Source organism: Streptomyces sp. NPDC008079 (assembly GCF_042957385.1).
Classification (GTDB): domain Bacteria; phylum Actinomycetota; class Actinomycetes; order Streptomycetales; family Streptomycetaceae; genus Actinacidiphila.
Genome location: NZ_JBIBIC010000017.1, coordinates 124,734 through 151,372 on the forward strand (window position 1 = coordinate 124,734; position 26,639 = coordinate 151,372).

Genomic DNA, 26,639 nt, shown 5'->3' on the forward strand with positions numbered 1-26,639 from the left:
CTGACGCCACGTCAGCTAATCTCCGGTCGCCCGCATCCGGCGAAGGGGGCCGTCCGCCATGACCGTGACCGTCGTGCGCATGAATCTGATCGATCCGGGGGCCGAGCCGAAGGCACTCGGCGCACGGTACCGGGCGGCCCTGGAGATGGCCAGGTACGCCGACGAGCACGGCGTCACCACCGTGCAGACCGAGGAGCACCACGGCGCGGAGAACAACTGGCTCTCGGCGCCGCTGGCCTTCGCGGGAGCCGTGCTCGGCGCCACCAGCCGGATCTCGGTGACGGTGTCCGCGCTGATCGGGCCGCTGCACGACCCGCTGCGGCTGGCGGAGGACCTGGCCGTACTGGACCTGGTCAGCGGCGGGCGGCTGGTCACGGTGGCCGGGATCGGCTACCGCCCGGAGGAGTACGCGGCCTTCGGCCAGGACTGGCACCGGCGCGGCGCCCTCCAGGACGAGGTGCTCGACACGCTGATCGCGGCCTGGACCGGCGAGCCATTCGACTACCGCGGCCGGACCGTACGCGTCACGCCCCGTCCGTACTCCCGGCCGCATCCGCCGCTGCTGATCGGCGGCAGCTCACGGGCCGCGGCCCGCAGGGCGGCCCGGCTCGGCCTGCCGTTCTTCCCCAGCGCGCACCTGCCGGAGCTGGCGGCGTACTACGAGGAGCGGCTGGCCGCGTACGGCACGGAGGGCTGGTGTCTGATGCCCCCTGCCGACGTGCCGCTGCTGCACATCGCGGAGGACCCGGACCGGGCCTGGGCCGAGTACGGCGGGCACCTGCTGCACGAGGCGCGTACCTACGCGTCCTGGCAGTCGGGCGACATCCACTCGGCGGTCCGCTCGGCCGCGTCGGGAGTGGCGGAGCTGCGCGCGGAGGGCGTCTACCGGATCGTCACACCGGCGCAGTGCGTCGCCCTCGCCGAGGCGGGCGGTGACCAGGCGAGCCTGGTGCTGCACCCGCTGTGCGGGGGCATGCCCGTCGACGAGGGCTGGCGGAGCCTGCGGCTGCTCGCGGAGCAGGTGCTCCCCAAGCTCGCCGCGTAGCCTCCGGGGCCCGCGGCCCGGCACCCGGCACCCGGCACCCGGCACCCGGCACCCGGCACCCGGCACCCGGCACCCGGCACCCGGCGAGCTTGGCGCCCGGCTATCCCATCTCCTCCAGCGTCTTGCCCTTCGTCTCCTTCACGAACACCAGCACGAACGGGATGGAGAGCGTCGCGAAGCACGCGTAGATGACGTACGTGCCCGACAGATTCCAGTCCGCCAGGCTCGGGAAGCTCGCGGTGATGGCCCAGTTGGCGATCCACTGCGCGGAGGCGGCGACGCCGAGGGCCGCGGCCCGGATCTTGTTGGGGAACATCTCGCCGAGGAAGACCCAGACGATGACGCCCCACGACAGGGCGAAGAAGAGCACGAAGCAGTGAGCGGCGATCAGGGCGACCGTGCCCTCGGTGTTCGGCAGGGTGGCACCGGACTTGGACGAGAAGGCCCACGCCTCCAGGGCGAGCGCGACGGCCATGCCGGTGGAGCCGATCAGCGCCAGCGGCTTGCGGCCGATCCGGTCCACGAAGATCATCGCGATCACCGTGCCGATGATGTTCACGATCGACGTGGTGAAGGAGTAGAAGAACGAGCTGCTGGGGTTGATGCCGACCGACTGCCAGAGCGTGGACGAGTAGTAGAAGGCCACGTTGATGCCGACGAGCTGCTGGAAGACCGACAGGCCGATACCGATCCAGACGATCGGCAGGAAACCGCCGCGGGAGCCGAGCAGGTCCTTGAAGGTCGACTTGTGCTCGCGCCGCATGGCGGTCTCGATCTCGGCGACACGGGCGTCCAGGTCGGTGTCCGAGCCCTCGACATCGGCGAGTACGGCCTTGGCGTCCTGCTCGCGCCCCACGGAGATCAGGAAGCGCGGCGACTCGGGGATCGCGAACGACAGCAGCCCGTAGACCACCGCGGGGATGACCATCACACCGAGCATGACCTGCCACGCCTCCAGGCCGACGATGTGGCCGCGCTGGTCGCCGTGGGCGCCCTTGAGGATGGCGTAGTTGACGAGCTGCGAGACCGCGATGCCGAGCACGATGGCGGCCTGCTGGAACGAGGCGAGCCTGCCGCGGTAGGCGGGCGGCGAGACCTCGGCGATGTAGGCCGGGCCGATGACCGAGGCCATGCCGATCGCGAAGCCGCCGATGATCCGCCACAGGGCCAGGTCCCACAGCGCGAAGGGCAGTGCCGAGCCGACGGCGCTGACGGTGAACATCACCGCGGCGATCTGCATGCAGCGGATACGGCCGATCCGGTCGGCGATCCGGCCCGCGGTCGCGGCGCCGATGGCACAGCCGATCAGGGCGATGGCGATGACCTGGGCGAGCGTACCGGAGCCGATGTTGTACTTGTCACGGATGGCCTCGACGGCGCCGTTGATGACGGAGCTGTCGTAGCCGAAGAGAAAGCCGCCCATGGCGGCGGCGGCCGTGATGAAGATGATGTGGCCGATGTGCTCCGGCAGCGGGTTGTGATCTGCCGAGGCGGAGGCTCGTGCGGTGCTGGTCAAGATGGCTCCTCGGGCTCGGCGGTGAGCCCTCACATGAGGGTCTGGATCTTCGAGTGTCAGCCGACGCGTCGGTCACCACCACTCGGGAACCGGGCCTGACCCGGAGCCCTACGCGGCCGGCTGCTTGCCGTTCCGCAGCCGCTGGCTGATCACCTTGGAGACACCGTCGCCCTGCATCGATACGCCGTACAGGGCATCGGCGACCTCCATCGTCCGCTTCTGGTGCGTGATCACGATGAGCTGCGAGCTCTCCTGAAGCTCCTCCATGATCCGGATGAGCCGCTGGAGATTGGTGTCGTCCAGCGCGGCCTCGACCTCGTCCATCACATAGAACGGACTCGGCCGTGCCTTGAAGATCGACACCAGCATCGCCACCGCGGTCAGCGAGCGCTCACCGCCCGACAGGAGCGACAACCGCTTGACCTTCTTCCCGGGCGGACGCGCCTCAACCTCCACACCTGTGGTCAGCATGTTGTCCGGGTCGGTGAGCAGCAGCCGACCCTCCCCACCTGGGAAAAGCCGCGAGAAGACGCCCTCGAACTCGCGGGCGGTGTCATGGAAGGCGGCGGTGAAGACCTGCTCCACCCGCTCGTCCACGTCCTTGATCACCTGGAGCAGGTCGGCCCGCGTCCTGCGCAGGTCCTCCAGCTGCTCGGTGAGGAATTTGTGCCGCTCCTCCAGCGCCGCGAACTCCTCAAGCGCCAGCGGGTTGACCTTGCCGAGCTGCGCGTACGCCTTCTCCGCCGCCTTCAGCCGCTTCTCCTGCTCGGGGCGGTGGTACGGGCGCGGCTGGTTGCGCGGGTCCTCCGGGTCCTCGGGCAGGATCTCGCCCTCGGCGGGCGGCGACGGCGGCACGAGCTGGTCGGGGCCGTACTCCGCGACGAGCCCCGCGGGCTCCATGCCGTGCTCCTCCAGCGCCTTGGCCTCCAGCTGCTCGATCCGCATGCGCTTCTCCGCGCCCAGCACCTCGCCCTTGTGGACGTCGCCGGTCAGCCGGTCCAGCTCGCTCTTCAGGTCCCGGCCGCGCCGCCGCTCCTGGCCCAGCTCCGCCTCGCGCTCCGCCCTCGCCTGCTCGGCGGCGGCCCGCTCCTCCTCGGCGCGGCCCAGCGAGATCTGGACGCAGTCCAGCAGCGCCCGGGCGCCCTCCACCACGGCCGCCGCGACCGACGCCTCGTAGGCGAGCCGGGCCCTGCGCTGCTGGGCGCGGGCCCGGGTCTCGCGCTCGGCGCGCGCCGCCCGGTCCAGGCCGTCGGCCCGGCCCGCCAGGCCCTTGACCCGCTCCTCGTGCGTACGGACCTGGAGCCGCGCCTCCATCTCGGTCTGCCGGGCGTTCGCGCCGTCGGCGGACAGCCGGTCCCGTACGGAGGTGTCCGGCTCCTCCTCGCCGGGCTCCTCCTCGGCCTCGCTCAGCCGGTACGACAGCTCCTCGAACTCCTCGCGGGCCGCCGCCAGCGCCTCCTCGGAGCGGCCCACGGCCGCGGCGGCCCGGTCCGCCTCCCCCGCCGCCGCCCTGGCCTGGCCGCCGAACCGGCCCAGCTGCTGCGCGACCGACGACTTCTCCTTCTCCGCCGCGCGGCGCAGCTGCGTCAGCGCCTCGACCTCGCGCGTCGCCACCGCCCGGCGCTCCTTGGCGTCCTGCTGCTCGGCCGCCAGCGCCGCACAGCGCGCGTCGAGCTGTTCCAGCTCGGCCGTCGCCTCGTCCACCTGCGCCTGCACTTCCAGCAGGCTGGGCGCCTTCGCCGAGCCGCCCTGCGCGAGATGCGCGGACAGCACATCGCCCTCCGCGGTCACCGCGGTCAGCTCGGGACGCCGCCCGACCAGCGCCTCGGCCTCCTCCAGCGACTCCACGACGACGATCCCGTCCAACAGCCGCCGCACCGCGGGCAGCAGCTCCCCGTCCGCGGCGACCAGCTCCACGGCCCACCGCGCCTGCCCGGGCAGCCCTGCGGCCTCCGGCCTCGGACCCGGCACACCGGCGCCCGCCGTCGCCGCCGGAAGGCGACCCCCGTCACCGGACCCGGCGGAGCCGCCGCCCGCCTGCCCCGGCAGCGCGGCACGCCGCCCGCCCGCTTCGGCCGCGTCCGGCCCCGGGTCGCCGGAAACGCCCGCGTCTGCCGGGCCCGGGCCCGACCCGCCGGACCCCGCGCCGCCCCCGGAAACACCCCCGCTCGCGAGGCCCTGACCGTCCCCGTCGGCCGCGTCGCGGGCGGCCTCCGTCGGCGGGCGGTGGTCGCGGGCGACGACGGGCTCGGCGGCCGGGGCCGCGAGGAGGAGGGCCGCGCGGCCCGCGTCCTCTTTGCGGAGCAGGCGCAGCGCGTCCGCGGCGGCGGAGGGGCCGGTGACCGCGACGGCGTCGGCGGCGGCGCCGAGCGCGGCGGCGAGCGGGATCTCGTAGCCGGGGGTGACGCGGAGCAGCGTGGCGGCCGAGCCCAGGATGCCGGGCAGGGCGTCGCGCCCCTCGCCCGCGCTGAGCAGCGCGCCGGTGCCGTCCTTGCGGCGGAGCGACGGCGCGAGCGCGTCCCGGCGGGCGGCGACGGCGGCCCGGCGGCGCTCCGCCGCGGTGGCGGCCTCGCGCGCGGCGCTGAACGCCTCCTCCGCCGCGGCCTGTTCGCGGCGCGCGGCCTGGAACCGCTCCTCCAGCTCCGAGTCGTCGGCGTCCAGGCCGTCGACCTGCGCGCGCAGTTCCTCGTACTCGCCCTGCGCGGACTCCGCCCGGTCGCGGGCCTCGTCGCGGGCGGCGGCGAGGCGGCCGATCTCGGCCTCGGCGGAGGCGGCCTTGGAGCGGGCGGCGTTGACCTGGGCGTGCAGCCGGGCCAGGCCCTCACGGCGGTCGGCGATGGCGCGGGCGGCGGTCCTGAGCCGGGCCTCCTCCTCGGCGAGCCGGCGCTCCAGCTCGGCGCGGTGGTCGACGGTGTCGTCCAGGGCGCGCTGGGCCGCGTCCAGCGCCTCGGACAGCTCGGCCTCCTGCTCGCGGATGCGGGCGGCCTCGCGTTCCATGTCCTCCGGGTCCCGGCCGCGCCGCTCCTCGGCGGGCTGGGACGTGGCGTGCCGGTGCCGCTGCTCGGCGAGGCCGATCGTGCCGCGTACGCGTTCGGCGAGCTGGGACAGCGCGTACCAGGTGGCCTGCGCGTCGGTCAGCCGCGGCGACAGGGCGCGTACCTGCTCCTCCAGGCGGGCCTCGCGCTGGACGGCGGCGGCCAGTTCCGTCTCGACGGCGTCGCGGCGCTCCTTGAGCGCGGCCTCGTCGGCGACCTCGGCGCTCAGCGCCTCCCGCAGCGTGACCAGGTCGTCGGCGAGCAGCCGCAGCCGGGCGTCGCGCAGGTCGGCCTGGATGACGGCGGCGCGGCGGGCGACCTGGGCCTGGCGGCCGAGCGGTTTGAGCTGGCGGCGCAGCTCACCGGTGAGGTCCGTCACACGGGCGAGATTGGCCTGCATCGCGTCCAGTTTCCGCAGCGCCTTCTCCTTGCGCTTGCGGTGCTTGAGCACACCCGCGGCCTCCTCGATGAAGGCGCGGCGGCCCATCGGGTCGGCGTGCAGTACGGAGTCGAGCTGGCCCTGGCCGACGATGACGTGCATCTCGCGGCCGATACCGGAGTCGGACAGAAGTTCCTGGATGTCCAGCAGGCGGCAGGTGTCGCCGTTGAGCTGGTACTCGCTGCCGCCGTTGCGGAACATGATCCGCGTGATGGTGACCTCGGCGTACTCGATCGGCAGGACGCCGTCGCTGTTGTCGATGGTCAGGGACACCTCGGCGCGGCCCAGCGGGGGGCGGCCCGTGGTGCCGGCGAAGATGACGTCCTCCATCTTGCCGCCGCGCAGCGACTTGGCCCCCTGCTCCCCCATGACCCAGGACAGCGCGTCGACCACATTGGACTTGCCGGACCCGTTGGGGCCGACGACGCAGGTGATTCCGGGTTCGAAGCGCAGGGTCGTCGCCGAGGCGAACGACTTGAAACCGCGCAGCGTGAGGCTCTTGAGATGCACGCCGGTCGACTCTACTAGCCGTCCTCGGTTTCACCGAGGAAGGCGCAGGGCACATCATGCGTTAAGAAGCGAACGTCCAGGCGGGGAGCGGGTGGGGAGCAGGGCGAGGGGACAGCGCGCGGAATGACGAAAGGGACGCCGAAGCGTCCCTCGCGGATTCTGCAGATTCTCAGGCGGTGTCCGGGGACACCTGTCCGGGCCGGGGACCGGTTCAGGCGAGCACGGGCTCCGCGCGAGATACGTCGATGCTGCTGAGCAGCGACTCTTCGTGCGATGCGACAGTCAGAGCGTCGTTCTCGGCCTGCATCCGGACAAGCTCGGATTCCAGATCCTGAACGCGCTGCTGGAGCCTTCGCATCTCGGCGAGAAGTCGCGGGTCGGGACCGCCGACGTAACCGAGAAGCGCCTTTGCCATGATGGATGGTCCTCCACGCTGAGTGACCGACCGAATGCGGTTTGGGTCGTGGGTGAGGGTTGCTCGCCCGCGCAGGGTGAGTGCCGTGACCGCCGCTGAACAATCCTGGAGCCACGATGCGCGGGGCTTCCAGAGTCTCACCAAATAACGGGACGGTCAACACGATCACAGCCCAGTCGTCGGGTCCGCCTCAGAAAACACGGCGCTGACGGCGCCGCGGGCTGCCCGCGTGGCATAGGGATCATGCTCGATGGGGGCAGCCTGACACGGCGATCGTCGTATGGCAACCAAATTGCTCAGCGGATCTCGAAACCTTCGTATCCGCCCCGCGGCCGGCCCCAGATCTCGGTCACTCCGTCGACCCGTCCGGGCGTGTCCCCGCGGCGCAGCCACTCCAGCAGCCGCTCGCACTGTTCGCGCGTGCCCTCGGCCACGACCTGGACCCGGCCGTCGCCCAGATTGCCCGCGTAGCCGACGAGGCCGCCCAGTTCCAGGGCGGTGGCCCGGGTCCACCACCGGAAGCCGACGCCCTGGACGCGGCCGCGCACCCACGCGGTGAGCCGGACATCTTCGTTCATGTCCGCACGCTATCCCGCCAGTTGGATCAGCAGCACATCGGCGGGCGGCGTCATTCGCTACAGTCACCCGACAACGGGGTCACCCGTTCGGGTTAATCCGCCGAATCGGGCCGCCAGAACCGAGCCGACCAGAGGAGCGCGAAGGATGGGCCGTCACAGCCGTCATGCGCAACCGGCAGCGCCGGAGACGGGACCCCGCTCGCACCGCGGGCGCCGTAAGCACCACCCGGTCCGTACCGGACTGCTCGCCACCTCGGCCGCGATGGCCGTGGGCGCGGTCGCCGCGTCCTCCGGCATGCTCAGCGGCCTCACCGCCGGCCTCGACTACCGCCAGGGCGACGCGGGCCACACGCAGGCCGACGGCCCGGCGGACCCGTCGCGCGACGGCAGCGACATGCCCTCGCCGCTGGGCGACAGCACGGCGCCGACCCCCGGGCAGACCACCGGCTCCCCCGGCACCCCGTCCTCCGGTACGCCGTCGAAGCCGGGCACGATGCGGTCGAACACGGCGACGCCGTCCCGTACGGCCACCAGCCCGGCCGCCGCCCCCACGCCGACCCGTACGACGGCCGCGCCCACCACCCCGGTGCCGACCACCACCGCGGCCCGCACCCAGCCGCCCACGACCGCCGCCCCGGCCTCCGCCGACGCCGTCACGGCGGCCCGCGCGGCGATCCTCTCCCTGGTCAACACCCAGCGGGCGAGCGCGGGCTGCTCGCCGCTCACCGCCAGTTCCTCCCTCGACGGCCTCGCGCAGGCGTTCAGCGAGGACATGGCCGCCCGCGGCTTCTTCGACCACACCGACCCCGACGGCAAGACCCCGTGGGACCGCGCCAAAGCCCTGGGCATCACCAACCTCGGCGGCGAGAACATCGCCCGCGGCCAGGCCACCGCCCAGGCCGTCATGGACGCCTGGATGAACAGCCCCGGCCACCGCGCCAACATCCTCAACTGCGACTACAAGACCCTCGGCGTCGGCATCCACTACGGCAGCGGCGGCCCCTGGTGGACCCAGGACTTCGGCTTCTGAGGCCGCTGGAGCCGTCGCGGCCTGTGGAGCCGTGGGAGCCGCTGGAGCCGGAGCCGCCCTGGCCAGGGCGCTAACCGGCGGATCGCGCACCCCTGGAGTGCGCGCTGTGCGGGGGTACGCTGGCCGTATGACAGACAGCGACCGGACGGCGGAGTGCGCCGGGGCCACCGTGAAGGACGACGGCAGGCTCGCCTTCGACGTCTTCGCGCGCTCCTGCCCGTCGCGCGGGACGCTGGAGCACGTCACCGGGCGGTGGGGCGGCCTGACGCTGGGCGCGCTCTACGAGGACACGCTGCGGTTCAACGCGCTGCGCCGCCGCGTGGACGGGGTCAGCGAGAAGATGCTGTCGCAGACGCTGCACGCGCTGGAGCGCGACGGCCTGGTCGTCAGGGACGCGCGGCCGACGAATCCGCCGCACGTCGAATACCGGCTCACCCCGCTCGGCCGGGACACCGCCGCGCGCCTGCTGTCACTGATCGCGCTGGTCGAGGGCCGGATGCCGGAGGTGCTGGCCGCGCGCGAACGCTACGACGCGGAGCGCGGCACCGGCTGACAGCGCGGGCAGAAGTAGCTCGACCTGTTCATCCACGGCCGGCGCCTGATCGGTGTGCCGCAGCGGCGGCACGGCTCGTCCTCACGGCCGTACGCGTCCAGCGACCGGTCGAAGTAGCCCGATTCACCGTTCACATTGACGTACAGGCTGTCGAAGCTGGTGCCGCCCGCGGCGAGCGCGTCGCCCATCACCTCGCGGATGTGCGTGACCAGCTCCGCCGTACGCGGCCTGGTCATCGACGCCGTCGGCCGCTCGTAGTGCAGCCGCGTGCGCCACAGCGCCTCGTCGGCGTAGATGTTGCCGACCCCGCTGATCAGCGACTGGTCGAGCAGCGCCCGCTTGATCGTGGTGCGCTTGCGGCGCAGCGCCGTGTGGAAGGCGTCCTCGTCGAAGGCGTCGTCCAGCGGGTCGCGCGCGATGTGCGCCAGGACCGCCGGGAGGCCGTCCGCCGCGCCCGGCACCGCCTCGTGCACGGACAGCCCGCCGAAGGTGCGCTGGTCGACGAAGCGCAGTTCGGTGCCGAGGGTGTCCTGGAAACGGATACGGATCCGCAGGTGGGTCTCGGCCGCCGCGGTTTGCGGCTGCACCAGGAGCTGACCGCTCATCCCCAGGTGGGCCATGAGCGACAGGTCCTCGGTGACCGGCAGCCACAGATACTTGCCCCTGCGGTGCGCCTCGCCCATCGCCGCGCCCTTGAGCCGCGCCGCGAAGTCCTCGGGCCCGGCCACGTGCCGCCGTACGGCCCGCGGATGGAAAACGGTGGCCGTCTCGACGGTGCGGCCCGAGACCCAGCGCGAGAGTCCGCGCCGGACGACCTCCACCTCCGGCAGCTCCGGCATGACATCCCCTCATGGTCCACGCGGGTGCGTGTGCCCCTGCCACGGGCGCGGGGAACCGCGCGACAGGCCCCCCACGGCCGGTGGTCGGGAGACGACCGGTCTGCCCCGCCGGGGCCGGTGGTGACCTGCGGCCGCGTCGCGGCCGATCGCGCGGTTCCCGCGCCCCTTCGGGGCTCAGCTCGCCGCTGAGGCGGCGGCTTCGCGGATGGAGCGCCAGGCGGACTCCGCCGCCTGCTGCTCGGCTTCCTTCTTGCTGCGGCCGGTGCCGGTGCCGTACTCGACGCCACTGACGCGGGCGGCAGCCGTGAAGGTCTTCTCGTGGTCGGGTCCTGACTCGGTGACCACGTACTCGGGAACGCCGAGCCCTTCGGCTGCGGTGAGTTCCTGGAGGCTGGTCTTCCAGTCCAGTCCCGCACCGAGGTTGGAGGACTGCTCGATGAGCGGGTCGAAGAGCCGGTGCACCAGCTCGGAGGCCGCTTCGAGCCCCTGGTCGAGATAGACCGCGCCGATGACGGCTTCCAGGGTGTCCGCGAGGATGGATGCCTTGTCCCGGCCGCCGGTGCCCTCTTCGCCCCGGCCCAGGCGGATGAACGCGCCGAGGTCGAGCCCGCGGCTCACGCCCGCCAGGGCACGCGAGTTGACCACCGCGGCCCGCAGCTTGGCCAGTTGGCCCTCGGGCAGGTCGGGGTGGGTGCGGTAGAGGGTGTCGGTGACCACCAGGCCGAGCACGGAGTCCCCGAGGAACTCCAGCCGCTCGTTGGTGGGCAGCCCGCCGTTCTCGTACGCGTACGAGCGGTGGGTCAGCGCACGCACCAGAAGGGCGGGCTCGAGGGTGTACCCGAGCCGCCCTTCCAGAAGCGTGGGGGACGAGGCTTTGTCCGCCGTGGCCGACTGTGGCGCTGAGGCGTCTGACATGGAGCCTGTCACCTGCCGATCAGACGTCGATGACCTGACGGCGGTTGTACGTGCCGCAGCTCGGGCACGCGATGTGCTGGAGCTTCGGCTCGTGGCAGCGCTCGCACGCCACCAGGCTCACGGGCGCAGCCTTCCACTGCGAACGGCGGTGGCGCGTGTTGCTGCGCGACATCTTCCGCTTCGGAACAGCCACGGCTACTTCTCCTGGTTCTCGTCGGCACCATGGTCGGTACCGAAACTCTGGTTGAGATCCTTCAAGGCCGCCCACCGGATGTCGGTGACCTCGTGGTGGTGGTCCGGGTCGTCCGCGAGGCGAACTCCGCATTCGGAGCACAGCCCTTCGCAGTCCTCCCGGCACACCGGCTGCAACGGCAGTGCGAGCACCACCGCGTCGCGCAGTACGGGTTCGAGGTCGAAGAGATCGTCCTCGAGTTCCAGCGCGTCCTCGTCCTCGGCGTCGTCACCGGCTTCGTCCTTGCGGGCGGTCCTGGTGTCGGCGTCGGGGTAGGAGAACATCTCCTGGAATTCCGCGTCCAGCTCACGCTCGACGGGTTCCAGACACCTTACGCACTCCCCCGTGACCGGCGCATGGGCGGTGCCGGTGACCAGCACACCCTCCATGACCGACTCCAGGCGGAGCTCCAGCTCGACCGTGGCGCCCTCCGGCACCCCGATGACATCGACGAGGCCGAGGTCCTTGGGGGCCGGCACCGAGCGGGAGACCTTCCTCATCGCACCAGGACGCCGGCCCAGCTCGTGTGTGTCGAACACGAGTGGGTTGCGGTGGTCGAGGCGGGTGTTCAGGGCTTCCTGCTTTCATCGGTACGGCCTGCCCCGCGGCCCTCGCGGGCGACCCTTGCGGGCGGGCAGGCCAAAGCGCCGGGAATTCACACGGCTGGAAGTGACAGGATACTGGACCACCCCGCCCGCACCCAAACGGAGCCTGTCCGGGGCCGCCGGCAGGCTCCCGCGGGCGTCCTCAGCGGCCCTGCTCCAGCTCTCTCAGCCGGTTGAGGTCGATCAGTCCGGTGTCGAAGAAGCTGGTCTCGTCCAGCGCCGCGGGCTGCTGCCCCTGCGGCTGCTGCTGCGGATAGCCCTGCTGCTGGTACGGGATCTGCTGGTCGTACTGCTGCTGGTCGTAGCCGTAGCCGGCCGCGTCCTGCTGGTACGCGGGCTGCTGCTGGCCGTACGGGTCCTGGGCCTGGGTGCCGTAGTCGACGTAGGCGCCGGAGTCGGCGGCGGCCTGCTGGTACTCGGGCCGGTAGCCGCCGTCGCCCTGGTAACCGCCCTGCTGGTACGCGGTGTCCTGCTGCGAATAGCCGTAGCCGGGAGCCGCCGCGGCGGCGGCCTGCTGCGGGGCCGGGTCGTAGCCGTACTGCGCCAGGTCGGCCTGCTCGGGGGCGGTGGGCGCGGCCAGGCCCGCCATGTAGTCGGCGTCGCTCTGCCGCTGCCCGCCGTGCTCGCCGTCGCCGTCCGCGGCGTCCTGCGCGGCCATCTGCGCGGCGAGGTCGTCGATCGGATTGTGGCCGGTGAGCTTCAGGCGCCCGCGGCCGACGGCCTCCAGGGTCTTGCTCAGGACGGCCTCGAAGGCGCCCAGCTTGGCGTCCACGTACTCGTCGGCGCGGCGGCGCAGGGTCTCCGGGTCGGCGCTGCGCTCGGGGGCGTCCGCGTCCTCCTCGGCCTGGTCGTAACCCTGGTCGTAGCCGTTGGGGTCGTGGCCGAGCAGCTTCTCCCGGCCGCGGTCGACCGAGCCGATGGTCTTGGTGAGGACCACTTCGAAGTTGGCGAGCTTGCTGTCGACGTAGTCGTCGGCCTCGGCGCGGATCTCGGCGGCCTCGCGGCGCGCCTCGGCGACGATCCGCTCCGCCTCGTCCTGCGACTGGCGGGCCACCTGGGTGTCGGAGACCAGCGATCCGCGTTCGGCGTGGGCCGATTCGATGATCCGCTGGGCTTCGGCTCGGGCCTCCCCGACCATCGTCTCCCGGTCGCCGAGCAGTGCCTGCGCCTGGGAGAGGGAGTCGGGAAGCGCGGCGGCGACCTCGTCGAGCATGGCGAGCAGCTCGGCACGGTTCACCACGCAGGAGGCCGACATCGGCATCGACCGGGCGTTAGCCACGGTGGCCGCGATCTCATCGAGCTTCTTCTGGACGTCCACGGGGGAGAGCCTAGCGCTGTCGGAGTTTGGGCTTGAGCGCGTCGAGGACGACGGACGGCACCAAGTGGGAGATGTCGCCGCCCCATTGGGCGACTTCCTTGACCAGACTCGAGGACAGGAAGCTGTAGGCGGGGTTGGTGGGGACGAAGAGGGTCTCGACACCGGTGAGGCCGATGTTCATCTGGGCCATCTGCAACTCGTAGTCGAAGTCGCTGACCGCGCGCAGGCCCTTCACGATGGCCGGGATCTCGCGCTGCTTGCAGAAGTCCACCAGCAGGCCGTGGAACGACTCGACCTTGACGTTGCCCAGGTCGCCCGTGACCTCCTCGATCAGCGCGATGCGCTCCTCGATGGTGAACAGGCCCTGCTTGGACTGGTTGATCATCACGGCGACGTACACGGTGTCGTACAGCCGTGAGGCGCGGGCGATGATGTCGAGGTGTCCGTTGGTGATGGGGTCGAAGGACCCCGGACAGACGGCGCGGCGCAAGAGTGGTTCCTCGCTCTCCGTACGGCGGGTGCTACGGCTCATGGTGCGGGTTCATGTCGACTCCGCGGGCTCATGACCCGGCGGTGACCCGGGCGGCGCGACCGTACCAAAGCGTCGCTTCGCCGTACCGCCGGGACCGCAGGCCCGTGAAACCCGGGGGCCAGCCGAATTCGCCGCCCCGGGTCCTGCGCTCCACGGTGACCAGCGCTTCCTCCGTCAGCCAGTCATTGGCCAGGAGTGTGAGCAGGATCTCCCGCAGTTCGCCGTCCTCGACGTCGTACGGCGGGTCGAGGAAGACCACGTCGTACGGCCGCGGCGCCGGTCCCGCGACGATCTTCTCCGCGCGTCCCGAGCGCACCTCGGCGCCGGGCAGTTTCAGCGCCGCCACGTTCTCCCTGATCACCCGAGCCGCCCGCGGCTCGGCCTCGGCCAGCAGGACGTGTTCGGCGCCGCGCGAGAGCGCTTCGAGGCCGACCGCGCCGGAGCCCGCGTAGAGGTCGAGCACCCTGGCCCCCTCCAGCGTGCCGCGCAGCGACTGAAGGGTGGAGAACAGCCCCTCCTTGGCGCGGTCGGACGTCGGCCTGGTGCCGTCGCCCGGCGGTACGGCGAGGCGCCGCCCCCCGGCGGCGCCGGCGATCACGCGGGTCATGGAACTCACTTCCGGTGCGGGGACCTGGTCCGACGCGCCCCACGATACGGGCCCCGGCCCGGCTACCCCTTTTCCAGATACTCCTCGCGGTCCGCGTCCAGCAGGCTGTCCAGGGCGCTGCGGAGATCGGGGTGCGCGGTGAGTTCGGGATCGGCGGTCACGACCGCGGTGGCCTCCTCGCGGGCGGCCTCGATGACGTCGCGGTCGTCCATGACGGTGAGCACCCGCAGCGAGGAGCGGCTGCCGGACTGGGCCTGGCCGAGGACGTCGCCCTCGCGGCGCTGCTGGAGGTCGATCTCGGAGAGTTCGAAGCCGTCCAGCGTCCCGGCCACCGCGTCCAGGCGCATTCGGGCCGGGGTCGCCTCGGGCGCCTCGGAGACCAGCAGGCACAGGCCGGGCGCGGAGCCGCGGCCGACCCGGCCGCGCAGCTGGTGGAGTTGCGAGACGCCGAAGCGGTCGGCGTCCATGATCACCATGGCGGTGGCGTTCGGCACGTTCACCCCGACCTCGATGACCGTGGTGGCGACCAGGACGTCCACCTCGCCCGCGGTGAAGCGGCGCATCACGTCGTCCTTGGCGTCCGGCTGCATCCGGCCGTGCAGCACCTCGACGCGCAGCCCGCGCAGGGCTCCTTGGGCGATCTGCTCGGCGACGTCCAGCACCGCCAGCGGCGGCCTGCGCTCGTCGTCGTCGGGCCCCGGCTCCTTGTCCTTCTTGGCCGCCTTGGCCTTGCCGCTCCCCTTGCCCTCCTCCTCGTCGCCGATCCGCGGGCACACCACGTACGCCTGGTGGCCGCCCTCGACCTCCTCCCGTACCCGCTCCCAGGCCCGGCTGAGGAAGTGCGGCTTCTCGGCCGCCGGTACGACATGGGTGGCGATCGGCGAGCGCCCGGCGGGCAGTTGGTCCAGTACGGACGTCTCCAGGTCGCCGAAGACCGTCATGGCGACGGTCCGCGGGATCGGGGTGGCCGTCATCACCAGCAGGTGCGGCGGCTGGGCGGCCTTGGCGCGCAGCGCGTCCCGCTGCTCCACGCCGAAGCGGTGCTGTTCGTCGACCACGACCAGGCCCAGGTCGTGGAACTTCACCTTGTCCTCGATCAGCGCGTGCGTGCCGATCACGATCCCGGCCTCGCCCGTCACCAGGTCGAGCAGCGCCTGCCGCCGCGCGGGCGTCCCCATGGAACCGGTCAGCAGCACGACCTTCGTCCCGAGGTCCGAGCCGCCCAGCATGCCCGAGGACTCGGCCAGTTCGCCCATCATCTCGGTGACGGAGCGGTGGTGCTGCTGGGCCAGCACCTCGGTCGGCGCGAGCATCGCCGCCTGGCCGCCCGCGTCCACCACCCCGAGCATCGCCCGCAGCGCCACCATCGTCTTGCCCGAGCCGACCTCGCCCTGGAGCAGCCGGTGCATCGGGTGCTCGGCCGCCAGGTCCTCGAAGATCTCGCCCGACACCCTCCGCTGGCCGTCGGTCAGTGTGAACGGCAGCTTCGCGTCGAACGCCGTCAGCAGCCCGTCCCGGCCCGGCCGGCGCGGCACCGCGGGCAGCGCGGAGTCCGCCGCCCTGCGGCGGGCCAGCGCCACCTGGAGCACGAACGCCTCGTCCCACTTCAGCCGGTCCCTGGCCGCCGCGATGTCCGCCTTCGTCCGCGGCCGGTGGATCCGCTCCAGCGCCTCCGGCAGCGGCGCGAGCCCGCGCGCCTCGCGCAGCGCCGCGGGCAGCGGCTCCCCCACGCCCTCCCAGCCGATCGCCGTCAGCGAGTTGAGCGCGGTGTCCACCGCCTGCCCGATCCGCCACGAGGTGATCTGCTTGCACGCCGGATACAGCGGGATCAGCCGGTTCGCGAACGCGTCCAGCGCGTCCTTCTCCGCCCCCTCGTCCGCGTCCAGCAACTGGTAGTCCGGGTGGGCCAGTTGGCGCGTCCGGTTGAAGACCGAGACCTTCCCCGAGAACATCCCGCGCCGCCCCGGGATCAGCCGGTGGGCGTGCGCGTGCGCCGCCTTGCTGAAGAACACCAAGGTCAGCGAACCGCTGCCGTCGGTCACCACGACTTCGAGCCGCACCCCGGACCCGCGGCCGTACGTCCGCTTGTCCGCCTTCGCGATCTGCGCCACCACCGTGACGTACTCGTCCACCGGCAGATCCGCCAGCCGCGTCAGCTCCCCGCGCTCGGCGTACCGGCGCGGATAGTGATGCAGCAGGTCACCGGCGGTGTGCAGCCCGAGGTGGTCGGCGAGCACCTTCGCGGTACGGTCACCGACGATTTTCCGCAGCGGATCGTCCATGGGGTTCGACATCGGGATCTATCTTGGCGCACCCCACCGACAAATCCCCCTCGGGCAGGTCCGCGCGGCGGTCCGCGGGAGGGGCGGGTTACTCGACGCCCACCAGCAGGGGGCAGGTGCCCTGGCCGCCCTCGTAGGTCACGGTGTCCACCGCCAGGTGGGCCTCGCGGACGTGGGACTCGATGTGGGCGGTGAGGTCGGCGGGGGCGTCGGGTCCCGGGATGAGGGTGACGAGTTCGCCGCCGGCGGCGAGCATGCGGTCCAGGACGGCGGTGGCGGTACCGGCGAGCGTGGTGCCGATGACGGAGACGTCGCCGTCGATGAGGCCGAGGATGTCGCCGGCCTGGCAGATGCCGGCCGAGGTCCAGGAGCGGTGCTCGGCGACGGCGAGTTCGGCGTAGCGGGTGGCTCCGGCGGCGGAGGTCATGGCGACGACGTCCTCGTCGAAGCGCCGGGAGGGCTCGTGGACGGCGAGGGCGGCCAGGCCCTGGACGGCGGAGCGGGTGGGGATGAGGGCGACCCGGACGCCGTCGGCGCGGGCCTGTTCCGCGGCGGCGCCCGCCGCGTGCCGCAGGTCGCGGTCGTTGGGCAGCAGGACGACCTCAAGGGCGTGGGCGCGGCGGATGGCGGCGGCGATCTCGCCGCTGGCGGGCTGTTCGCCGGGGCGGACGGCGACGACGGTGGCCCCGGCGCGGGCGCACAGTTCCGACAGGCCGTCGCCGCGGACGACGGCGACGACGGCGCGGTGCGCGGGTTCGGTGCGCGGCCTGGTCTGGTCGGCGAAGTGGGTGACGCGGATGCGGTACGGGCGGCCGGCCTCGATGCCCGCCTCGATGGCGGCGCCGACGTCGTCCACGTGGACGTGCACGTGGAAGAGCCCGTCGCCGCCGACGACGACGAGGGAGTCGCCGAGCGCGTCGAGCCGGGCCCGCAGCAGGGTGACGGCGGAGTCGGCGGCCTCCAGCAGGAAGATCACCTCGAAGGCGGGGCCGTCGGGGACCGCGTCGTCGGGGCACAGGTCCTCGTCCTCGACCGGGACGGTGTGCCCGGCGCGGAAGTCCGTTCCGGCCAGGGGCTGTTCGGGGGCGTCGCCGGTCACGGCGTCGGCCAGCGCGCCGAGCACGGCGACCAGGCCGAGGCCGCCCGCGTCGACCACTCCCGCGCGGCGCAGCACGCCGAGCTGTCCCGGGGTGGCGGCCAGCGCGGCGCGCGCTCCGGCGTACGCGGCCCGTACGACCTCGTCGACGCCGCCCGTGGCGGCCTCCGCGGCGTCGGCCGCGCCGACGGCCACCGTGAGCATCGTGCCCTCGACCGGCCGGGCGACCGCGTCGTACGCCGATTCCGCGGCGATCCGCAGGGCCCGCCGCAGTTCGGCGGCCCCGATCCGTTCAGGGGCGTCGGCGGGCGAGGCGACCGCCTCGTTCATGCCGCGCAGGAGCTGGGCGAGGATCGTGCCGGAATTGCCGCGGGCGCCGATGAGGGCGCCGTGCGACATGGCGCGGAGCACGTCGGGGAGGGTGGGCCGGGTCGCGGGGGCGGCGGCCGTCGCGTGCGCGTCGAAGACCGCTTCCACGGCCTGCGCGGCGGACTCGAACGTCAGGTACAGATTGGTGCCGGTGTCCCCGTCCGCGACGGGATAGACGTTGATCGCGTCGATCTCCTCGCGGGCCCTGCCCAGTGCCTGGAGCGAGAGGCGGCACCAGGCGAGCACCGCGGAAGCGTCGAGCGAGGGCGGCAACAGGTCCTCCTGCGGAACACCGGGATATCGGGAACTGCCAGGTGAGCCTAGGCCCTTTCGGGGCGGTCGGGAGCGGGCCGGGCGGCGACGGGGCCGCCCGTGACCGCACGGAAACGGCCTGGTGGTGACCCCGGTCACGGGGGCGGGCGTCCGGATCTGGGCACCCGCGGACCATGGTAGTTTCGTTGTACGGGAGCGGTCGTTGTATGCTGCTCCGGTTGCCTGGGGCTCTCTCAGGCTTTTCATCGTAAGTGCATCTGAAGTCTTTGGAGTGACCCGTGGCTGCCAACTGCGACGTCTGCGGCAAGGGGCCGGGCTTCGGCAACAGCATCTCCCACTCGCACCGCCGTACCCCGCGTCGTTGGAACCCCAACATCCAGCGCGTGCGTGCAGTGGTCGGGCGGACGCCGAAGCGCCTCAATGTCTGCACCTCGTGCATCAAGGCCGGTAAGGTCTCGCGCTGACGCGTCGTCGTACATCACGTCGTAGCAGCGCAGCCTTAGCGGCTACTCGAATGCCGGTCCACCTCAGGGTGGGCCGGTTTTCTTGCGTTGTACGGGTGCCCGTGCGGCTCGGGTGACGGCTCAGCGCGTGCGCCAGCCGTGGTCGACGGGGCCGGTCCCGGCGCCGAGCGGGAAGCCCGCCGCGATGGCGCCGGTCACGTACGTCTTCGCCCGTCCGACGGCGTCCGGCACGTCGCGGCCGAGGGCGAGGTGGCAGGCGATCGCGCTGGCCAGGGTGCAGCCCGTCCCGTGGGTGTGCCGGTTGTCGAGCCGCGGGGCGCGGTACCAGTGCTCGGCGGCGCCGTCGGTGAGCAGGTCGACGGCCTCGGCCGAGCGGCTGTCGGCGAGGTGGCCGCCCTTGACCAGGACCCAGCGCGGCCCGTGGGCGAGTACGGCGTCGGCGGCGGCCCGCATGCCGGCCTCGTCGTGCACGGTACGACCGGTGAGCTGGGTGACCTCGTCCAGGTTGGGGGTGGCGACGGTGGCGAGCGGCAGCAGCCGGGTGCGTACGGTCTCGACGGCTTCCTCGGCGAGCAGCGCGTCGCCGTGCTTGGAGATCCCGACCGGGTCGACGACGACGGGGACGCGGCCGTCCAGAGCGGCGAGGAGACCGGCGACGGTCTCGGTGAGGGCCGCCGAGGAGAGCATGCCGGTCTTGACCGCCGCCACCCCGATGTCGCCGACGACGGCGTGGAACTGGGCGCGTACGGCCGCCTCCGGCAGGTCCCAGACGCCGTGCACGCCCAGCGAATTCTGCGCGGTGACGGCGGTGAGCACGCTCATGCCGTGCACGCCGAGGGCGAGCATCGTCTTGAGGTCGGCCTGGATGCCCGCGCCGCCGCCGGAGTCGGATCCGGCGACGGTGAGCACCCGGGCGGGGGCGGCCCGCACAGGCGCGGGGCGCGGGAGGCCGGGGTCTGGGACGGCGGGGTTCGGGAGGCCGGGGTGCGGGAGGGTCACTCCTCGTCCCCGAAGTGGTCCCAGCCGCCCGCCTTGTCCCAGGGCGCGCCGTCCACGGTGACCTGCGGGGTGCGGCCCCCGGGGGCGCTGACGGCGCCGATGACCCGCCAGCGGGCGGGCAGCTTCACATCGCGGGGGAAGGCGGCGACGATCGCGTGGTCCTCGCCGCCGGTGAGCACCCAGTGCAGCGGGTCGACGCCCACGGCCTGCCCGATGTCGGACATCTGGGCGGGTACGTCGATGTCGGCGGAGCGCAGGTCGATGTCGACGCCGCTGGCGGCGGCGATGTGGCCGAGGTCGGCGACCAGGCCGTCGCTGACGTCGGTCATGGCGGTGGCGCCGAGTTCGGCCGCCGCGGGGCCCGCGTGGTACGGCGGTTCCGGGCGGCGGTGGGCCTCCACGAAGGCGCGCGGGGAGCGGAAGCCGCGGGAGAGCACGGCGAGTCCGGCGGCGGACCAGCCGAGCCAGCCGGTGACGGCGATGATGTCGCCCGCGCGGGCACCCGATCGGGTGATGGCCTCGCGGCTGCGGAGGTCGCCGAGCGCGGTGACGGCCACCGTGATGGTGTCGCCGCGTACGACGTCGCCGCCGACCACGGCCGCTCCCGCGACCTGGCACTCATCGCGGATGCCGTCCATCAGTTCGACGGCCCAGGTGGCGGGGAGTTCGGCGGGGACGACGAGGCCGAGCAGCACGGCGGTGGGGAAGGCGCCCATGGCGGCGATGTCGGCGAGGTTCTGAGCGGCGGCCTTGCGGCCCACGTCGTAGGCGGTGGACCAGTCGCGGCGGAAGTGGCGGCCCTCGATGAGGACGTCCGTGGTGGCGACCACCCGGCGGTCGGGCGCGGCGACCACGGCCGCGTCGTCACCCGGTCCGATTTTCACCGCGGGTGTGGTGGTGAGCCGGGAGGTCAACTCCCTGATGAGCCCGAACTCGCCCAACTCGCCCACAGTCCCCTTCATCCCAACGTCCCCTCGAGTCGCGGCCTGAGCCGGTTCTGCTGCGTGTTTCCCGTCAATACGGGCGTGAGACCCGTCAATACGGGGGTCAGGTACCGCGCGGGTCTCCCCGCTGTGCGCGACGACGCGATAACGTGGCGTCCCCCTTCCCACATGATCCTCGAAGCCGCCCTGGAGGTTCCGTGGTACAGGCGTACATCCTGATCCAGACCGAGGTCGGCAAAGCCTCGGCAGTAGCGGAGGTGATCTCCAAGATCGAAGGAGTCATTCAGGCCGAGGACGTCACCGGTCCTTATGACGTCATCGTCAGGGCCCAAGCAGACACGGTCGATGATCTCGGCCGCATGGTGGTCGCCAAAGTCCAGCAGGCGGACGGCATCACTCGAACGTTGACCTGCCCCGTCGTCCATATCTAGCCCCCACTATGCTCACCGGTGATGCTGTATCGCCGAGTTGTACTGACCGCCGTGTCCGCCGTCGCGTGCCTTTCTGCGGCGGCGGTCTACGCGTTCACGTCCGGTACGGACGAAGCGATCGCCGTACCGGTTCCTGACGCACGTGTCGCCGGATACTGTCACGCGCTGTACGGCGATCTGCCCGCGAAGGTCGACGGTCTCTCCCGGCATGATCTCAAGCCGGAATCGGAGCTGACAGCCGGGTGGGGCAATCCACCGATCGTGTTGCGCTGCGGTGTCCCGCGCCCGGAGATCCTCAAGGACCCGAACGCCAGCGGTGTGACGGTCGACGGTGTGGGCTGGGTGATCGAGCAGGAGTCCGGCGGGATCTTCCGGCTCACCACGACCTTGCGCAAGGCGTATGTCGAGGTGACGCTGCCCAAGAAGTTCGCCAGCGATCTCGGTCCGCTGACCGACCTCGCCGACGCGGTGAAGAAGACGGTCCCCGAGGGGGTCTGACCCCCTCGGGGTTCGGCTGTCCGTCCGAAGGCCGCGCGAAGGCGCGGCCCCGGCGGGCTAGCGCAGGCCGGTCGAGCGGCGCAGCGCCGCCTGGATGAGCAGGTCGACCAGTTGCCGGTAGTCGACGCCCGTCTCCTGCCACATCCGCGGGTACATCGAGATCGGGGTGAAGCCCGGCATCGTGTTGATCTCGTTGATGACGAACTCCCCGCTGTCCAGCAGGAAGAAGTCGGCGCGGACCAGGCCCTCGCAGGACGCGGCCTCGAACGCCTCGACGGCGAGCCGCCGTACCTCGGCGGTCTGCTCTTCGGTGAGCGGCGCAGGAACGATTCCCTCGGCGGAGTCGATGTACTTCGCCTCGAAGTCGTAGAACGCGTGGCTGGTGACCGGCGGGATCTCGGCCGGTACGGAGGCGCGCGGGCCGTCCTCGAACTCCAGGACGCCGCATTCGATCTCGCGTCCGCGCAGCAGCGCCTCGACGATGACCTTGGGGTCGTGCCGCCTGGCCTCGGTGATGGCCGCGTCGAGCCCTTCCGGGCCTTCGACCTTGGTGATGCCGAAGGACGATCCGGCGCGGGCGGGCTTCACGAACAGCGGCCAGCCGTGCTCGGCGGCGAAGTCGGTGACCTTGCGGCGTACGGCGTCGCTGTCGCGTTCCCATTCGCGGGGGCGGATGACGGTGTAGGGGCCGACGGCCAGGCCGAAGGAGGTGAAGACGCGCTTCATGTACTCCTTGTCCATGCCGACGGCGGAGGCGAGCACGCCCGCGCCGACGTACGGGACGCCGGAGAGTTCGAGCAGGCCCTGGAGGGTGCCGTCCTCGCCGTACGGGCCGTGCAGCATGGGGAAGACGACGTCGACCTCGCCGAGCGCCTTCGGGACGGCGCCCGCTTCGGTGTAGACGACCTCGCGGTTGGCCGGGTCGACCGGGAGCATGACGGCGCCCTCGTGGTCGGTGACCTGTTCGACGGTCGGCATCCGGCGGTCGGCGATGGCCATCCGCTCGGGGGCGTCCGCGGTCAGTGCCCAGCGGCCCTCGGTGGTGATGCCGATGGGCAGGACGTCGTACTTGTCGCGGTCGATGGCGCTGAGCACGCTGGCCGCGGTGACCACCGAGACGCCGTGCTCGGAGCTGCGTCCGCCGAAGACGACCGCGACCCGCGGCTTGCGCGGGTAGTTCTCGCTCGCGTGGCCTACCACGCGCCGGTCCGCGTACGGGTCCGCGGGCCGGTCCGGGCCGGATTCGCGCCGGTCAGGGCTCTGGGAGCTGTCGTGGGATGCAAGGTTGCTCATGTCGCGATGACCCTACCGTTCCGGCTTGGCGGAGCGTGACATCAACTCCTGTACGGCCACGACGGGCGGTTTCCCGTTGTGCACGATGTCGACCACGGTGTCCGTCAGCGGCATGTCGACGCCGTGCCTGCGGGCCAGATCGGCCACGGACTCGCAGGACTTGACGCCCTCGGCCGTCTGGCTGGTGACGGCGATGGTCTCGGCCAGGGTCATGCCGCGGCCGAGGTTCATGCCGAAGGTGTGGTTGCGCGACAGCGGTGAGGAGCAGGTGGCGACCAGGTCGCCCATGCCCGCGAGGCCGGCGAAGGTGTGCGCGTCGGCGCCCATCGCCATGCCGAGCCTGGTGGTCTCGGCCAGGCCGCGGGTGATCAGGGACGCCTTGGTGTTGTCGCCCAGGCCCATGCCGTCGGCGATGCCGACCGCGAGGCCGATGACGTTCTTGACGGCGCCGCCCAGTTCGACGCCGACGACGTCGGTGTTGGTGTACGGGCGGAAGTAGCCGGTGTGGCAGGCGGCCTGGAAGCGGCGGGCGACGGCTTCGTCGCGGCTGGCGACGACGGCGGCGGCGGGCTGCCTGGCGGCGATCTCCGGGGCGAGGTTGGGGCCCGACAGGACGGCGACGCGGTCGGGTCCTGCCTTGGCGACCTCCTCGATCACCTCGCTCATCAGCTTGGCGGTGCCCAGTTCGACGCCCTTCATCAGGCTGACCAGGACCGCGTCGGGGCGCAGCAGCGGTGCCCAGTCGGCGAGGTTGGCGCGCAGCGTCTGGGACGGGACGCACAGGATGACGAATTCGGCGTCGGCGGCGGCTTCCGCGGGGTCCGCGGTGGCGGTGACGGCGGCGGGCAGTTCGAGGTCGGGGAGGTATTCGGGGTTCCTGCGGTCGGCGTTGATCGCCGCGGTCAGCTCGGGGCGGCGGCCCCAGAGCGCCACCTCGCACCCGGCGTCGGCGAGGACCATCGAGAAGGCGGTGCCCCAGGAGCCGGTGCCGTAGACGGCGCAGCGGACCGTCATGCGCCCTCCCGTGCCTTGCGCGGGTCGTAGAGACCGGCGGGCGCGGGTTCCTGGCGTACCTCGGCGAGGAGCGCGGTGACCGCGAGCATGATGGTCTCGGTGACGGCGCGCAGCACGTCGGGGGTGGGGTCCTGGCCGTAGAACGCGGTCAGGTCGACGGGTTCGCCCGCGAGCACCCGCAGCGTCTTGCGCGGCAGCAGGCGTACGCGCTTGCTCTTGGCGTACGGCGGCACGGCCTCGTTGGCGCCCCACTGGGCGACGGGGATCACGGGCGCCTTGGTGAGCAGCGCGACGCGGGCGACGCCGGTCTTGGAGACCATCGGCCACATGTCGGGGTCACGGGTGAGGGTGCCTTCGGGGTAGAAGGCGACGCACTCGCCGGAGTTGATGGCGTCGACGGCGGCGCGGAAGGCGTTCGCGGCGTCGGTGGTCTCGCGGAAGACGGGGATCTGGCCGGTGCCGCGCAGCATCGTGCCGACGAAGAAGGGCTTGAAGAGCCCCGCCTTGGCCAGGAAGCGGGGGACGCGGCCGGTGTTGTACTGGAAATGCGCGTACGACAGCGGGTCCAGGTACGAGTTGTGGTTCACCGCCGTGATGAAACCGCCGTCGGCCGGAATGTGCTCCATTCCGTGCCAGTCCCGCTTGAACAGCACAATGAGCGGCGGTTTCGCGATGACGGCCGCCAGGCGGTACCAGAAACCGATTCTGCGGCGGGACACCAGGACTCCTCTTCGTTGCTGTGACGCTGCGCTCGTAGAGGCTCGCGCAGCACCACCCGTGCGGCAGCCGCACAAGTCTGCGGCTATGGACACGTTAACGCCAGGGCCCGGCGGCCCGTGGGGCGCCTGGGGAAGGCCGCACAATGGTGCGGTGGCGATAGATGTGACCTGGAAGTGGTCCCTTGTCGTGCCGCTGAAGCCGCTGGCCGTGGCCAAGAGCCGGTTGGCCACGGCGGCCGGTGCGGTACGGCCCGCGCTGGCCCTGGCGTTCGCGCTGGACACGGTCGCGGCGGCGCTGGCCTGCGCCGAGGTGGCCGACGTGACCGTGGTCACGGACGACGAGCGGGCCGGGGCGGAGCTGGCCGCCCTGGGTGCCTTCGTGGTGCCCGACGCCCCGGCGGCGGGGCTGAACGCCGCGCTGCGGTACGGGGCGGACCGGGTGCGGGCCCGCGATCCGTACGCGGCGGTCGCGGCGCTGAACGGCGATCTCCCGGCCTTGCGGCCCGCTGAGCTGGCGTGGGTGCTCCGGGAGGCCGCGGGCGGCCAGGAGCGGGCTTTTCTGGCCGACGCGGCCGGTGTGGGGACAACCTTGCTCGCCGCTCCGCGCGGTTCGGCCCTCTCCCCCGCCTTCGGCGGCGCCTCCCGCGCCCGCCACCTTGCCACCGGGGCCCGCGAGATCGCCCTGCGGCGGGTGCCGTCGGTGCGGCAGGACGTGGACACCGGCGACGACCTGCGCGCGGCCCTGGCCCTGGGCGTCGGCGAGCGTACGGCGCTGGCCGCCGCCGGGCTGCTGATCGCGGACTGAACCACCGGCCGGGCCGGGCACCCGTGCCGTGACCGGCGGTCTCCCCCGGGCCGGGCACTAGGCTGCGGCCCATGCAGGCAACCGCGTTCACCTACGACCCCGAGACCCGCGGCGGCAGCGTGCTCCTCGACGACGGGACGCCGCTGCCCTTCGACGCCGCCGCCTTCGACGCGGGCGGCCTGCGCCTCCTGCGCCCCGGCCAGCGCGTCCGCATCCGCACCGACGGCTCCGCCGACACCCGCCGGGTGGTCTTCATCACCCTCCAGACCTTCCCGGACCCTGCGGCGTAGCGAAGCTCCCTGACGCAGGGCGGTTCGCCGGTAGCCGGCGAGCCAAAGGCGGCGCCGGTGTCGAAAGCGACGATGAGCAGGGAGCGAGGAACGAGCGACCGTCGAAGAGGAGCGTCGACACCGGGTCTAAGCCGCCCATGGGAGCGCCCCCGGACGGAGTCCGGGGGAGAGAAGGCGGCCAAAAAAACGAGCGCGGGCCGGGCTCCCCTGGGGGAACCCGGCCCGTCGCGGTCCGTGGGACGGACTACTACCTGGTGGCGCTCCGCTTGGCGGCGGTCTTGCGGGCGGTCGCGCGCTTGGCCGGGGCCTTCTTCGCGGCGACCTTCTTGGCCGGGGCCTTCTTGGCCGCCGCCTTCTTGGCGGTGGTCTTCTTCGCCGTGGCCTTCTTGGCGGTGGTCTTCTTGGCCGCCGTGGTCTTGGCCGCGGCGGTCTTCTTGGCGGCGGAGGCCTTCTTCGCGACCGTCTTCTTGGCCGCGGTGACCTTCTTGGCCGCCGCCTTCTTGGTGGTGGTCCTCGTGGTAGTGGAAGCGCCGCCGCTGAGGCTGCCCTTGGGCGCCTTCTTCACCGCGACGTCGTTCTTCGGGAGCTTCTTGGTGCCGCTGACCAGGTCCTTGAAGCCCTGACCCGCGCGGAACCGCGGCACCGAGGTCTTCTTGACCCGGACCCGCTCCCCGGTCTGGGGATTGCGGGCGTAACGGGCCGGACGCTCCACCTTCTCGAACGAACCGAAACCGGTGACCGAGACCCGGTCGCCCGAGACCGTCGCACGGACGATCGCGTCGAGAACCGCGTCAACCGCGTCCGCGGCGGCCTGGCGGCCGCCTACCTTGTCGGCAATCGCTTCTACGAGCTGCGCCTTGTTCACGTCTTCCCCTTCGGAAACTTGCCCGGCGAATGAGTGCGGGCTTTTTCGCACGCTAGGCGGATATATACCGCAAATCAAATACGAAACGGGCGAATCACCCTTGTGCCGCAACGAACTCGGTGCTCTAC

The 26,639-nt window shown here is 72.2% G+C and carries 27 protein-coding genes; 8 read left to right on the top strand and 19 right to left on the bottom strand.

Annotation, left to right across the window (positions count from 1 at the left end; genetic code table 11):
* Positions 1-58 precede the first annotated feature (58 nt).
* Positions 59-1,045: an LLM class flavin-dependent oxidoreductase gene (locus ACFZAM_RS28665; RefSeq protein ID WP_188281234.1), complete on the top strand. Its 987-nt coding sequence runs from the start codon at positions 59-61 to the stop codon at positions 1,043-1,045.
* Positions 1,046-1,145: 100 nt separating this feature from the next.
* On the opposite strand, the gene ACFZAM_RS28670 is transcribed toward ACFZAM_RS28665, so the two are convergent.
* The 4 genes from ACFZAM_RS28670 to ACFZAM_RS28685 all read right to left on the bottom strand — a co-directional run bounded on the left by ACFZAM_RS28670 (position 1,146) and on the right by ACFZAM_RS28685 (position 7,538).
* Positions 1,146-2,561, bottom strand: coding sequence for a sugar porter family MFS transporter (locus tag ACFZAM_RS28670; protein ID WP_355346347.1), 1,416 nt, complete (start codon positions 2,559-2,561; stop codon positions 1,146-1,148).
* Positions 2,562-2,669: 108 nt separating this feature from the next.
* Positions 2,670-6,545, bottom strand: a complete 3,876-nt coding sequence (locus tag ACFZAM_RS28675) for an AAA family ATPase (RefSeq protein WP_391050356.1) — start codon at positions 6,543-6,545, stop codon at positions 2,670-2,672.
* A gap of 211 nt (positions 6,546-6,756) precedes the next feature.
* Positions 6,757-6,960, bottom strand: coding sequence for a hypothetical protein (locus ACFZAM_RS28680; RefSeq protein WP_188281861.1), 204 nt, complete (start codon positions 6,958-6,960; stop codon positions 6,757-6,759).
* Positions 6,961-7,256: 296 nt separating this feature from the next.
* On the bottom strand, positions 7,257-7,538 hold the full coding sequence (locus tag ACFZAM_RS28685; protein WP_355349478.1) for an acylphosphatase: 282 nt from the start codon (positions 7,536-7,538) through the stop codon (positions 7,257-7,259).
* 145 nt (positions 7,539-7,683) lie between these two features.
* Here ACFZAM_RS28685 and ACFZAM_RS28690 point away from each other — a divergent pair, with 145 nt between their 5' ends.
* Both ACFZAM_RS28690 and ACFZAM_RS28695 read left to right on the top strand, forming a co-directional pair.
* Complete coding sequence (locus tag ACFZAM_RS28690; RefSeq protein WP_391050357.1) at positions 7,684-8,568, top strand: CAP domain-containing protein; 885 nt, start codon at positions 7,684-7,686, stop codon at positions 8,566-8,568.
* 127 nt (positions 8,569-8,695) lie between these two features.
* A complete protein-coding gene (locus tag ACFZAM_RS28695; RefSeq protein WP_391050358.1) occupies positions 8,696-9,121 on the top strand; it encodes a winged helix-turn-helix transcriptional regulator in 426 nt (141 codons plus the stop codon).
* Here ACFZAM_RS28695 and mutM read toward each other — a convergent pair.
* The 9 genes from mutM to ACFZAM_RS28740 all read right to left on the bottom strand — a co-directional run bounded on the left by mutM (position 9,094) and on the right by ACFZAM_RS28740 (position 18,189).
* Positions 9,094-9,960 carry a bifunctional DNA-formamidopyrimidine glycosylase/DNA-(apurinic or apyrimidinic site) lyase gene (gene mutM, locus ACFZAM_RS28700; protein WP_355349468.1) on the bottom strand — a complete coding sequence of 289 codons (867 nt, stop codon included), beginning with the start codon at positions 9,958-9,960 and terminating at the stop codon, positions 9,094-9,096. The two genes, ACFZAM_RS28695 and mutM, sit on opposite strands and share 28 nt — an antisense overlap.
* A 174-nt stretch (positions 9,961-10,134) precedes the next feature.
* A complete protein-coding gene (gene rnc / locus ACFZAM_RS28705) occupies positions 10,135-10,875 on the bottom strand; it encodes a ribonuclease III (RefSeq protein ID WP_188281856.1) in 741 nt (246 codons plus the stop codon).
* Positions 10,876-10,894: 19 nt separating this feature from the next.
* A complete protein-coding gene (gene rpmF, locus ACFZAM_RS28710) occupies positions 10,895-11,068 on the bottom strand; it encodes a 50S ribosomal protein L32 (protein ID WP_188281855.1) in 174 nt (57 codons plus the stop codon).
* Between the two features lie 2 nt (positions 11,069-11,070).
* The gene (locus ACFZAM_RS28715; RefSeq protein ID WP_355349491.1) at positions 11,071-11,679 is read right to left on the bottom strand and encodes a YceD family protein; all 609 of its coding nucleotides are present in this window, start codon (positions 11,677-11,679) and stop codon (positions 11,071-11,073) included.
* Positions 11,680-11,854: 175 nt separating this feature from the next.
* Positions 11,855-13,030 carry a cell division initiation protein gene (locus tag ACFZAM_RS28720; protein ID WP_391050359.1) on the bottom strand — a complete coding sequence of 392 codons (1,176 nt, stop codon included), beginning with the start codon at positions 13,028-13,030 and terminating at the stop codon, positions 11,855-11,857.
* Between the two features lie 10 nt (positions 13,031-13,040).
* A complete protein-coding gene (coaD, locus tag ACFZAM_RS28725; RefSeq protein WP_355349488.1) occupies positions 13,041-13,520 on the bottom strand; it encodes a pantetheine-phosphate adenylyltransferase in 480 nt (159 codons plus the stop codon).
* A 70-nt stretch (positions 13,521-13,590) separates the two neighbouring features.
* Complete coding sequence (rsmD, locus tag ACFZAM_RS28730; RefSeq protein ID WP_355349461.1) at positions 13,591-14,169, bottom strand: 16S rRNA (guanine(966)-N(2))-methyltransferase RsmD; 579 nt, start codon at positions 14,167-14,169, stop codon at positions 13,591-13,593.
* A gap of 62 nt (positions 14,170-14,231) precedes the next feature.
* Entirely contained in the window at positions 14,232-16,463 is a 2,232-nt protein-coding gene (gene recG / locus ACFZAM_RS28735) for an ATP-dependent DNA helicase RecG (protein ID WP_391050360.1), read from the bottom strand.
* Positions 16,464-16,539: 76 nt separating this feature from the next.
* Positions 16,540-18,189 (bottom strand): DAK2 domain-containing protein, encoded by a 1,650-nt coding sequence (locus ACFZAM_RS28740; RefSeq protein ID WP_355349455.1) that lies wholly within the window; start codon positions 18,187-18,189, stop codon positions 16,540-16,542.
* Positions 18,190-18,467: 278 nt separating this feature from the next.
* On the opposite strand from ACFZAM_RS28740, the gene rpmB reads away from it, so the two are divergent.
* Positions 18,468-18,653: a 50S ribosomal protein L28 gene (gene rpmB, locus ACFZAM_RS28745; protein WP_028426177.1), complete on the top strand. Its 186-nt coding sequence runs from the start codon at positions 18,468-18,470 to the stop codon at positions 18,651-18,653.
* Between the two features lie 120 nt (positions 18,654-18,773).
* On the opposite strand, the gene thiD is transcribed toward rpmB, so the two are convergent.
* Together thiD and ACFZAM_RS28755 are read right to left on the bottom strand one after the other, a co-directional pair.
* The gene (gene thiD, locus ACFZAM_RS28750) at positions 18,774-19,562 is read right to left on the bottom strand and encodes a bifunctional hydroxymethylpyrimidine kinase/phosphomethylpyrimidine kinase (protein ID WP_391050383.1); all 789 of its coding nucleotides are present in this window, start codon (positions 19,560-19,562) and stop codon (positions 18,774-18,776) included.
* An 86-nt stretch (positions 19,563-19,648) separates the two neighbouring features.
* On the bottom strand, positions 19,649-20,614 hold the full coding sequence (locus ACFZAM_RS28755; protein ID WP_391050361.1) for a thiamine-phosphate kinase: 966 nt from the start codon (positions 20,612-20,614) through the stop codon (positions 19,649-19,651).
* 179 nt (positions 20,615-20,793) lie between these two features.
* On the opposite strand from ACFZAM_RS28755, the gene ACFZAM_RS28760 reads away from it, so the two are divergent.
* Positions 20,794-21,027 carry an Lrp/AsnC family transcriptional regulator gene (locus ACFZAM_RS28760; protein WP_188284985.1) on the top strand — a complete coding sequence of 78 codons (234 nt, stop codon included), beginning with the start codon at positions 20,794-20,796 and terminating at the stop codon, positions 21,025-21,027.
* A gap of 21 nt (positions 21,028-21,048) precedes the next feature.
* The gene (locus ACFZAM_RS28765; RefSeq protein WP_391050362.1) at positions 21,049-21,525 is read left to right on the top strand and encodes a DUF3515 family protein; all 477 of its coding nucleotides are present in this window, start codon (positions 21,049-21,051) and stop codon (positions 21,523-21,525) included.
* Positions 21,526-21,582: 57 nt separating this feature from the next.
* Here ACFZAM_RS28765 and ACFZAM_RS28770 read toward each other — a convergent pair whose 3' ends face one another.
* Genes ACFZAM_RS28770 through ACFZAM_RS28780 form a run of 3 tightly spaced genes read right to left on the bottom strand, consistent with a single transcriptional unit; the run spans position 21,583 to position 24,551 of the window.
* Complete coding sequence (locus tag ACFZAM_RS28770) at positions 21,583-22,818, bottom strand: D-alanine--D-alanine ligase (protein WP_391050363.1); 1,236 nt, start codon at positions 22,816-22,818, stop codon at positions 21,583-21,585.
* A gap of 12 nt (positions 22,819-22,830) precedes the next feature.
* Complete coding sequence (locus ACFZAM_RS28775) at positions 22,831-23,832, bottom strand: NAD(P)H-dependent glycerol-3-phosphate dehydrogenase (protein WP_355349442.1); 1,002 nt, start codon at positions 23,830-23,832, stop codon at positions 22,831-22,833.
* On the bottom strand, positions 23,829-24,551 hold the full coding sequence (locus ACFZAM_RS28780; RefSeq protein ID WP_355349439.1) for a lysophospholipid acyltransferase family protein: 723 nt from the start codon (positions 24,549-24,551) through the stop codon (positions 23,829-23,831). The genes ACFZAM_RS28775 and ACFZAM_RS28780 overlap by 4 nt, the downstream gene beginning before the upstream one ends.
* Before the next feature lie 151 nt (positions 24,552-24,702).
* Between ACFZAM_RS28780 and cofC the strand changes: the two genes are divergently transcribed.
* Together cofC and ACFZAM_RS28790 are read left to right on the top strand one after the other, a co-directional pair.
* Complete coding sequence (cofC, locus tag ACFZAM_RS28785) at positions 24,703-25,356, top strand: 2-phospho-L-lactate guanylyltransferase (protein ID WP_355349436.1); 654 nt, start codon at positions 24,703-24,705, stop codon at positions 25,354-25,356.
* Positions 25,357-25,427: 71 nt separating this feature from the next.
* Positions 25,428-25,646 (top strand): hypothetical protein, encoded by a 219-nt coding sequence (locus tag ACFZAM_RS28790; protein WP_391050364.1) that lies wholly within the window; start codon positions 25,428-25,430, stop codon positions 25,644-25,646.
* 247 nt (positions 25,647-25,893) lie between these two features.
* Here the strand turns inward: ACFZAM_RS28790 and ACFZAM_RS28795 are convergent, their stop codons facing one another.
* Entirely contained in the window at positions 25,894-26,511 is a 618-nt protein-coding gene (locus tag ACFZAM_RS28795; RefSeq protein ID WP_355349430.1) for an HU family DNA-binding protein, read from the bottom strand.
* Between the last annotated feature and the right edge of the window lie 128 nt (positions 26,512-26,639).

Excerpts from the sequence above, each read along its gene's own strand:
- ACFZAM_RS28665 (WP_188281234.1), top strand. The coding sequence starts at position 59 with ATGACCGTGACCGTCGTGCGCATGAATCTGATCGATCCGGGGGCCGAG.
- ACFZAM_RS28680 (WP_188281861.1), bottom strand. The coding sequence starts at position 6,960 with ATGGCAAAGGCGCTTCTCGGTTACGTCGGCGGTCCCGACCCGCGACTT.
- ACFZAM_RS28685 (WP_355349478.1), bottom strand. The coding sequence starts at position 7,538 with ATGAACGAAGATGTCCGGCTCACCGCGTGGGTGCGCGGCCGCGTCCAG.
- ACFZAM_RS28690 (WP_391050357.1), top strand. The coding sequence starts at position 7,684 with ATGGGCCGTCACAGCCGTCATGCGCAACCGGCAGCGCCGGAGACGGGA.
- ACFZAM_RS28695 (WP_391050358.1), top strand. The coding sequence starts at position 8,696 with ATGACAGACAGCGACCGGACGGCGGAGTGCGCCGGGGCCACCGTGAAG.
- mutM (WP_355349468.1), bottom strand. The coding sequence starts at position 9,960 with ATGCCGGAGCTGCCGGAGGTGGAGGTCGTCCGGCGCGGACTCTCGCGC.
- rnc (WP_188281856.1), bottom strand. The coding sequence starts at position 10,875 with ATGTCAGACGCCTCAGCGCCACAGTCGGCCACGGCGGACAAAGCCTCG.
- rsmD (WP_355349461.1), bottom strand. The coding sequence starts at position 14,169 with ATGACCCGCGTGATCGCCGGCGCCGCCGGGGGGCGGCGCCTCGCCGTA.
- recG (WP_391050360.1), bottom strand. The coding sequence starts at position 16,463 with ATGTCGAACCCCATGGACGATCCGCTGCGGAAAATCGTCGGTGACCGT.
- ACFZAM_RS28755 (WP_391050361.1), bottom strand. The coding sequence starts at position 20,614 with ATGAAGGGGACTGTGGGCGAGTTGGGCGAGTTCGGGCTCATCAGGGAG.
- ACFZAM_RS28765 (WP_391050362.1), top strand. The coding sequence starts at position 21,049 with ATGCTGTATCGCCGAGTTGTACTGACCGCCGTGTCCGCCGTCGCGTGC.
- ACFZAM_RS28770 (WP_391050363.1), bottom strand. The coding sequence starts at position 22,818 with ATGAGCAACCTTGCATCCCACGACAGCTCCCAGAGCCCTGACCGGCGC.
- ACFZAM_RS28775 (WP_355349442.1), bottom strand. The coding sequence starts at position 23,832 with ATGACGGTCCGCTGCGCCGTCTACGGCACCGGCTCCTGGGGCACCGCC.
- ACFZAM_RS28790 (WP_391050364.1), top strand. The coding sequence starts at position 25,428 with ATGCAGGCAACCGCGTTCACCTACGACCCCGAGACCCGCGGCGGCAGC.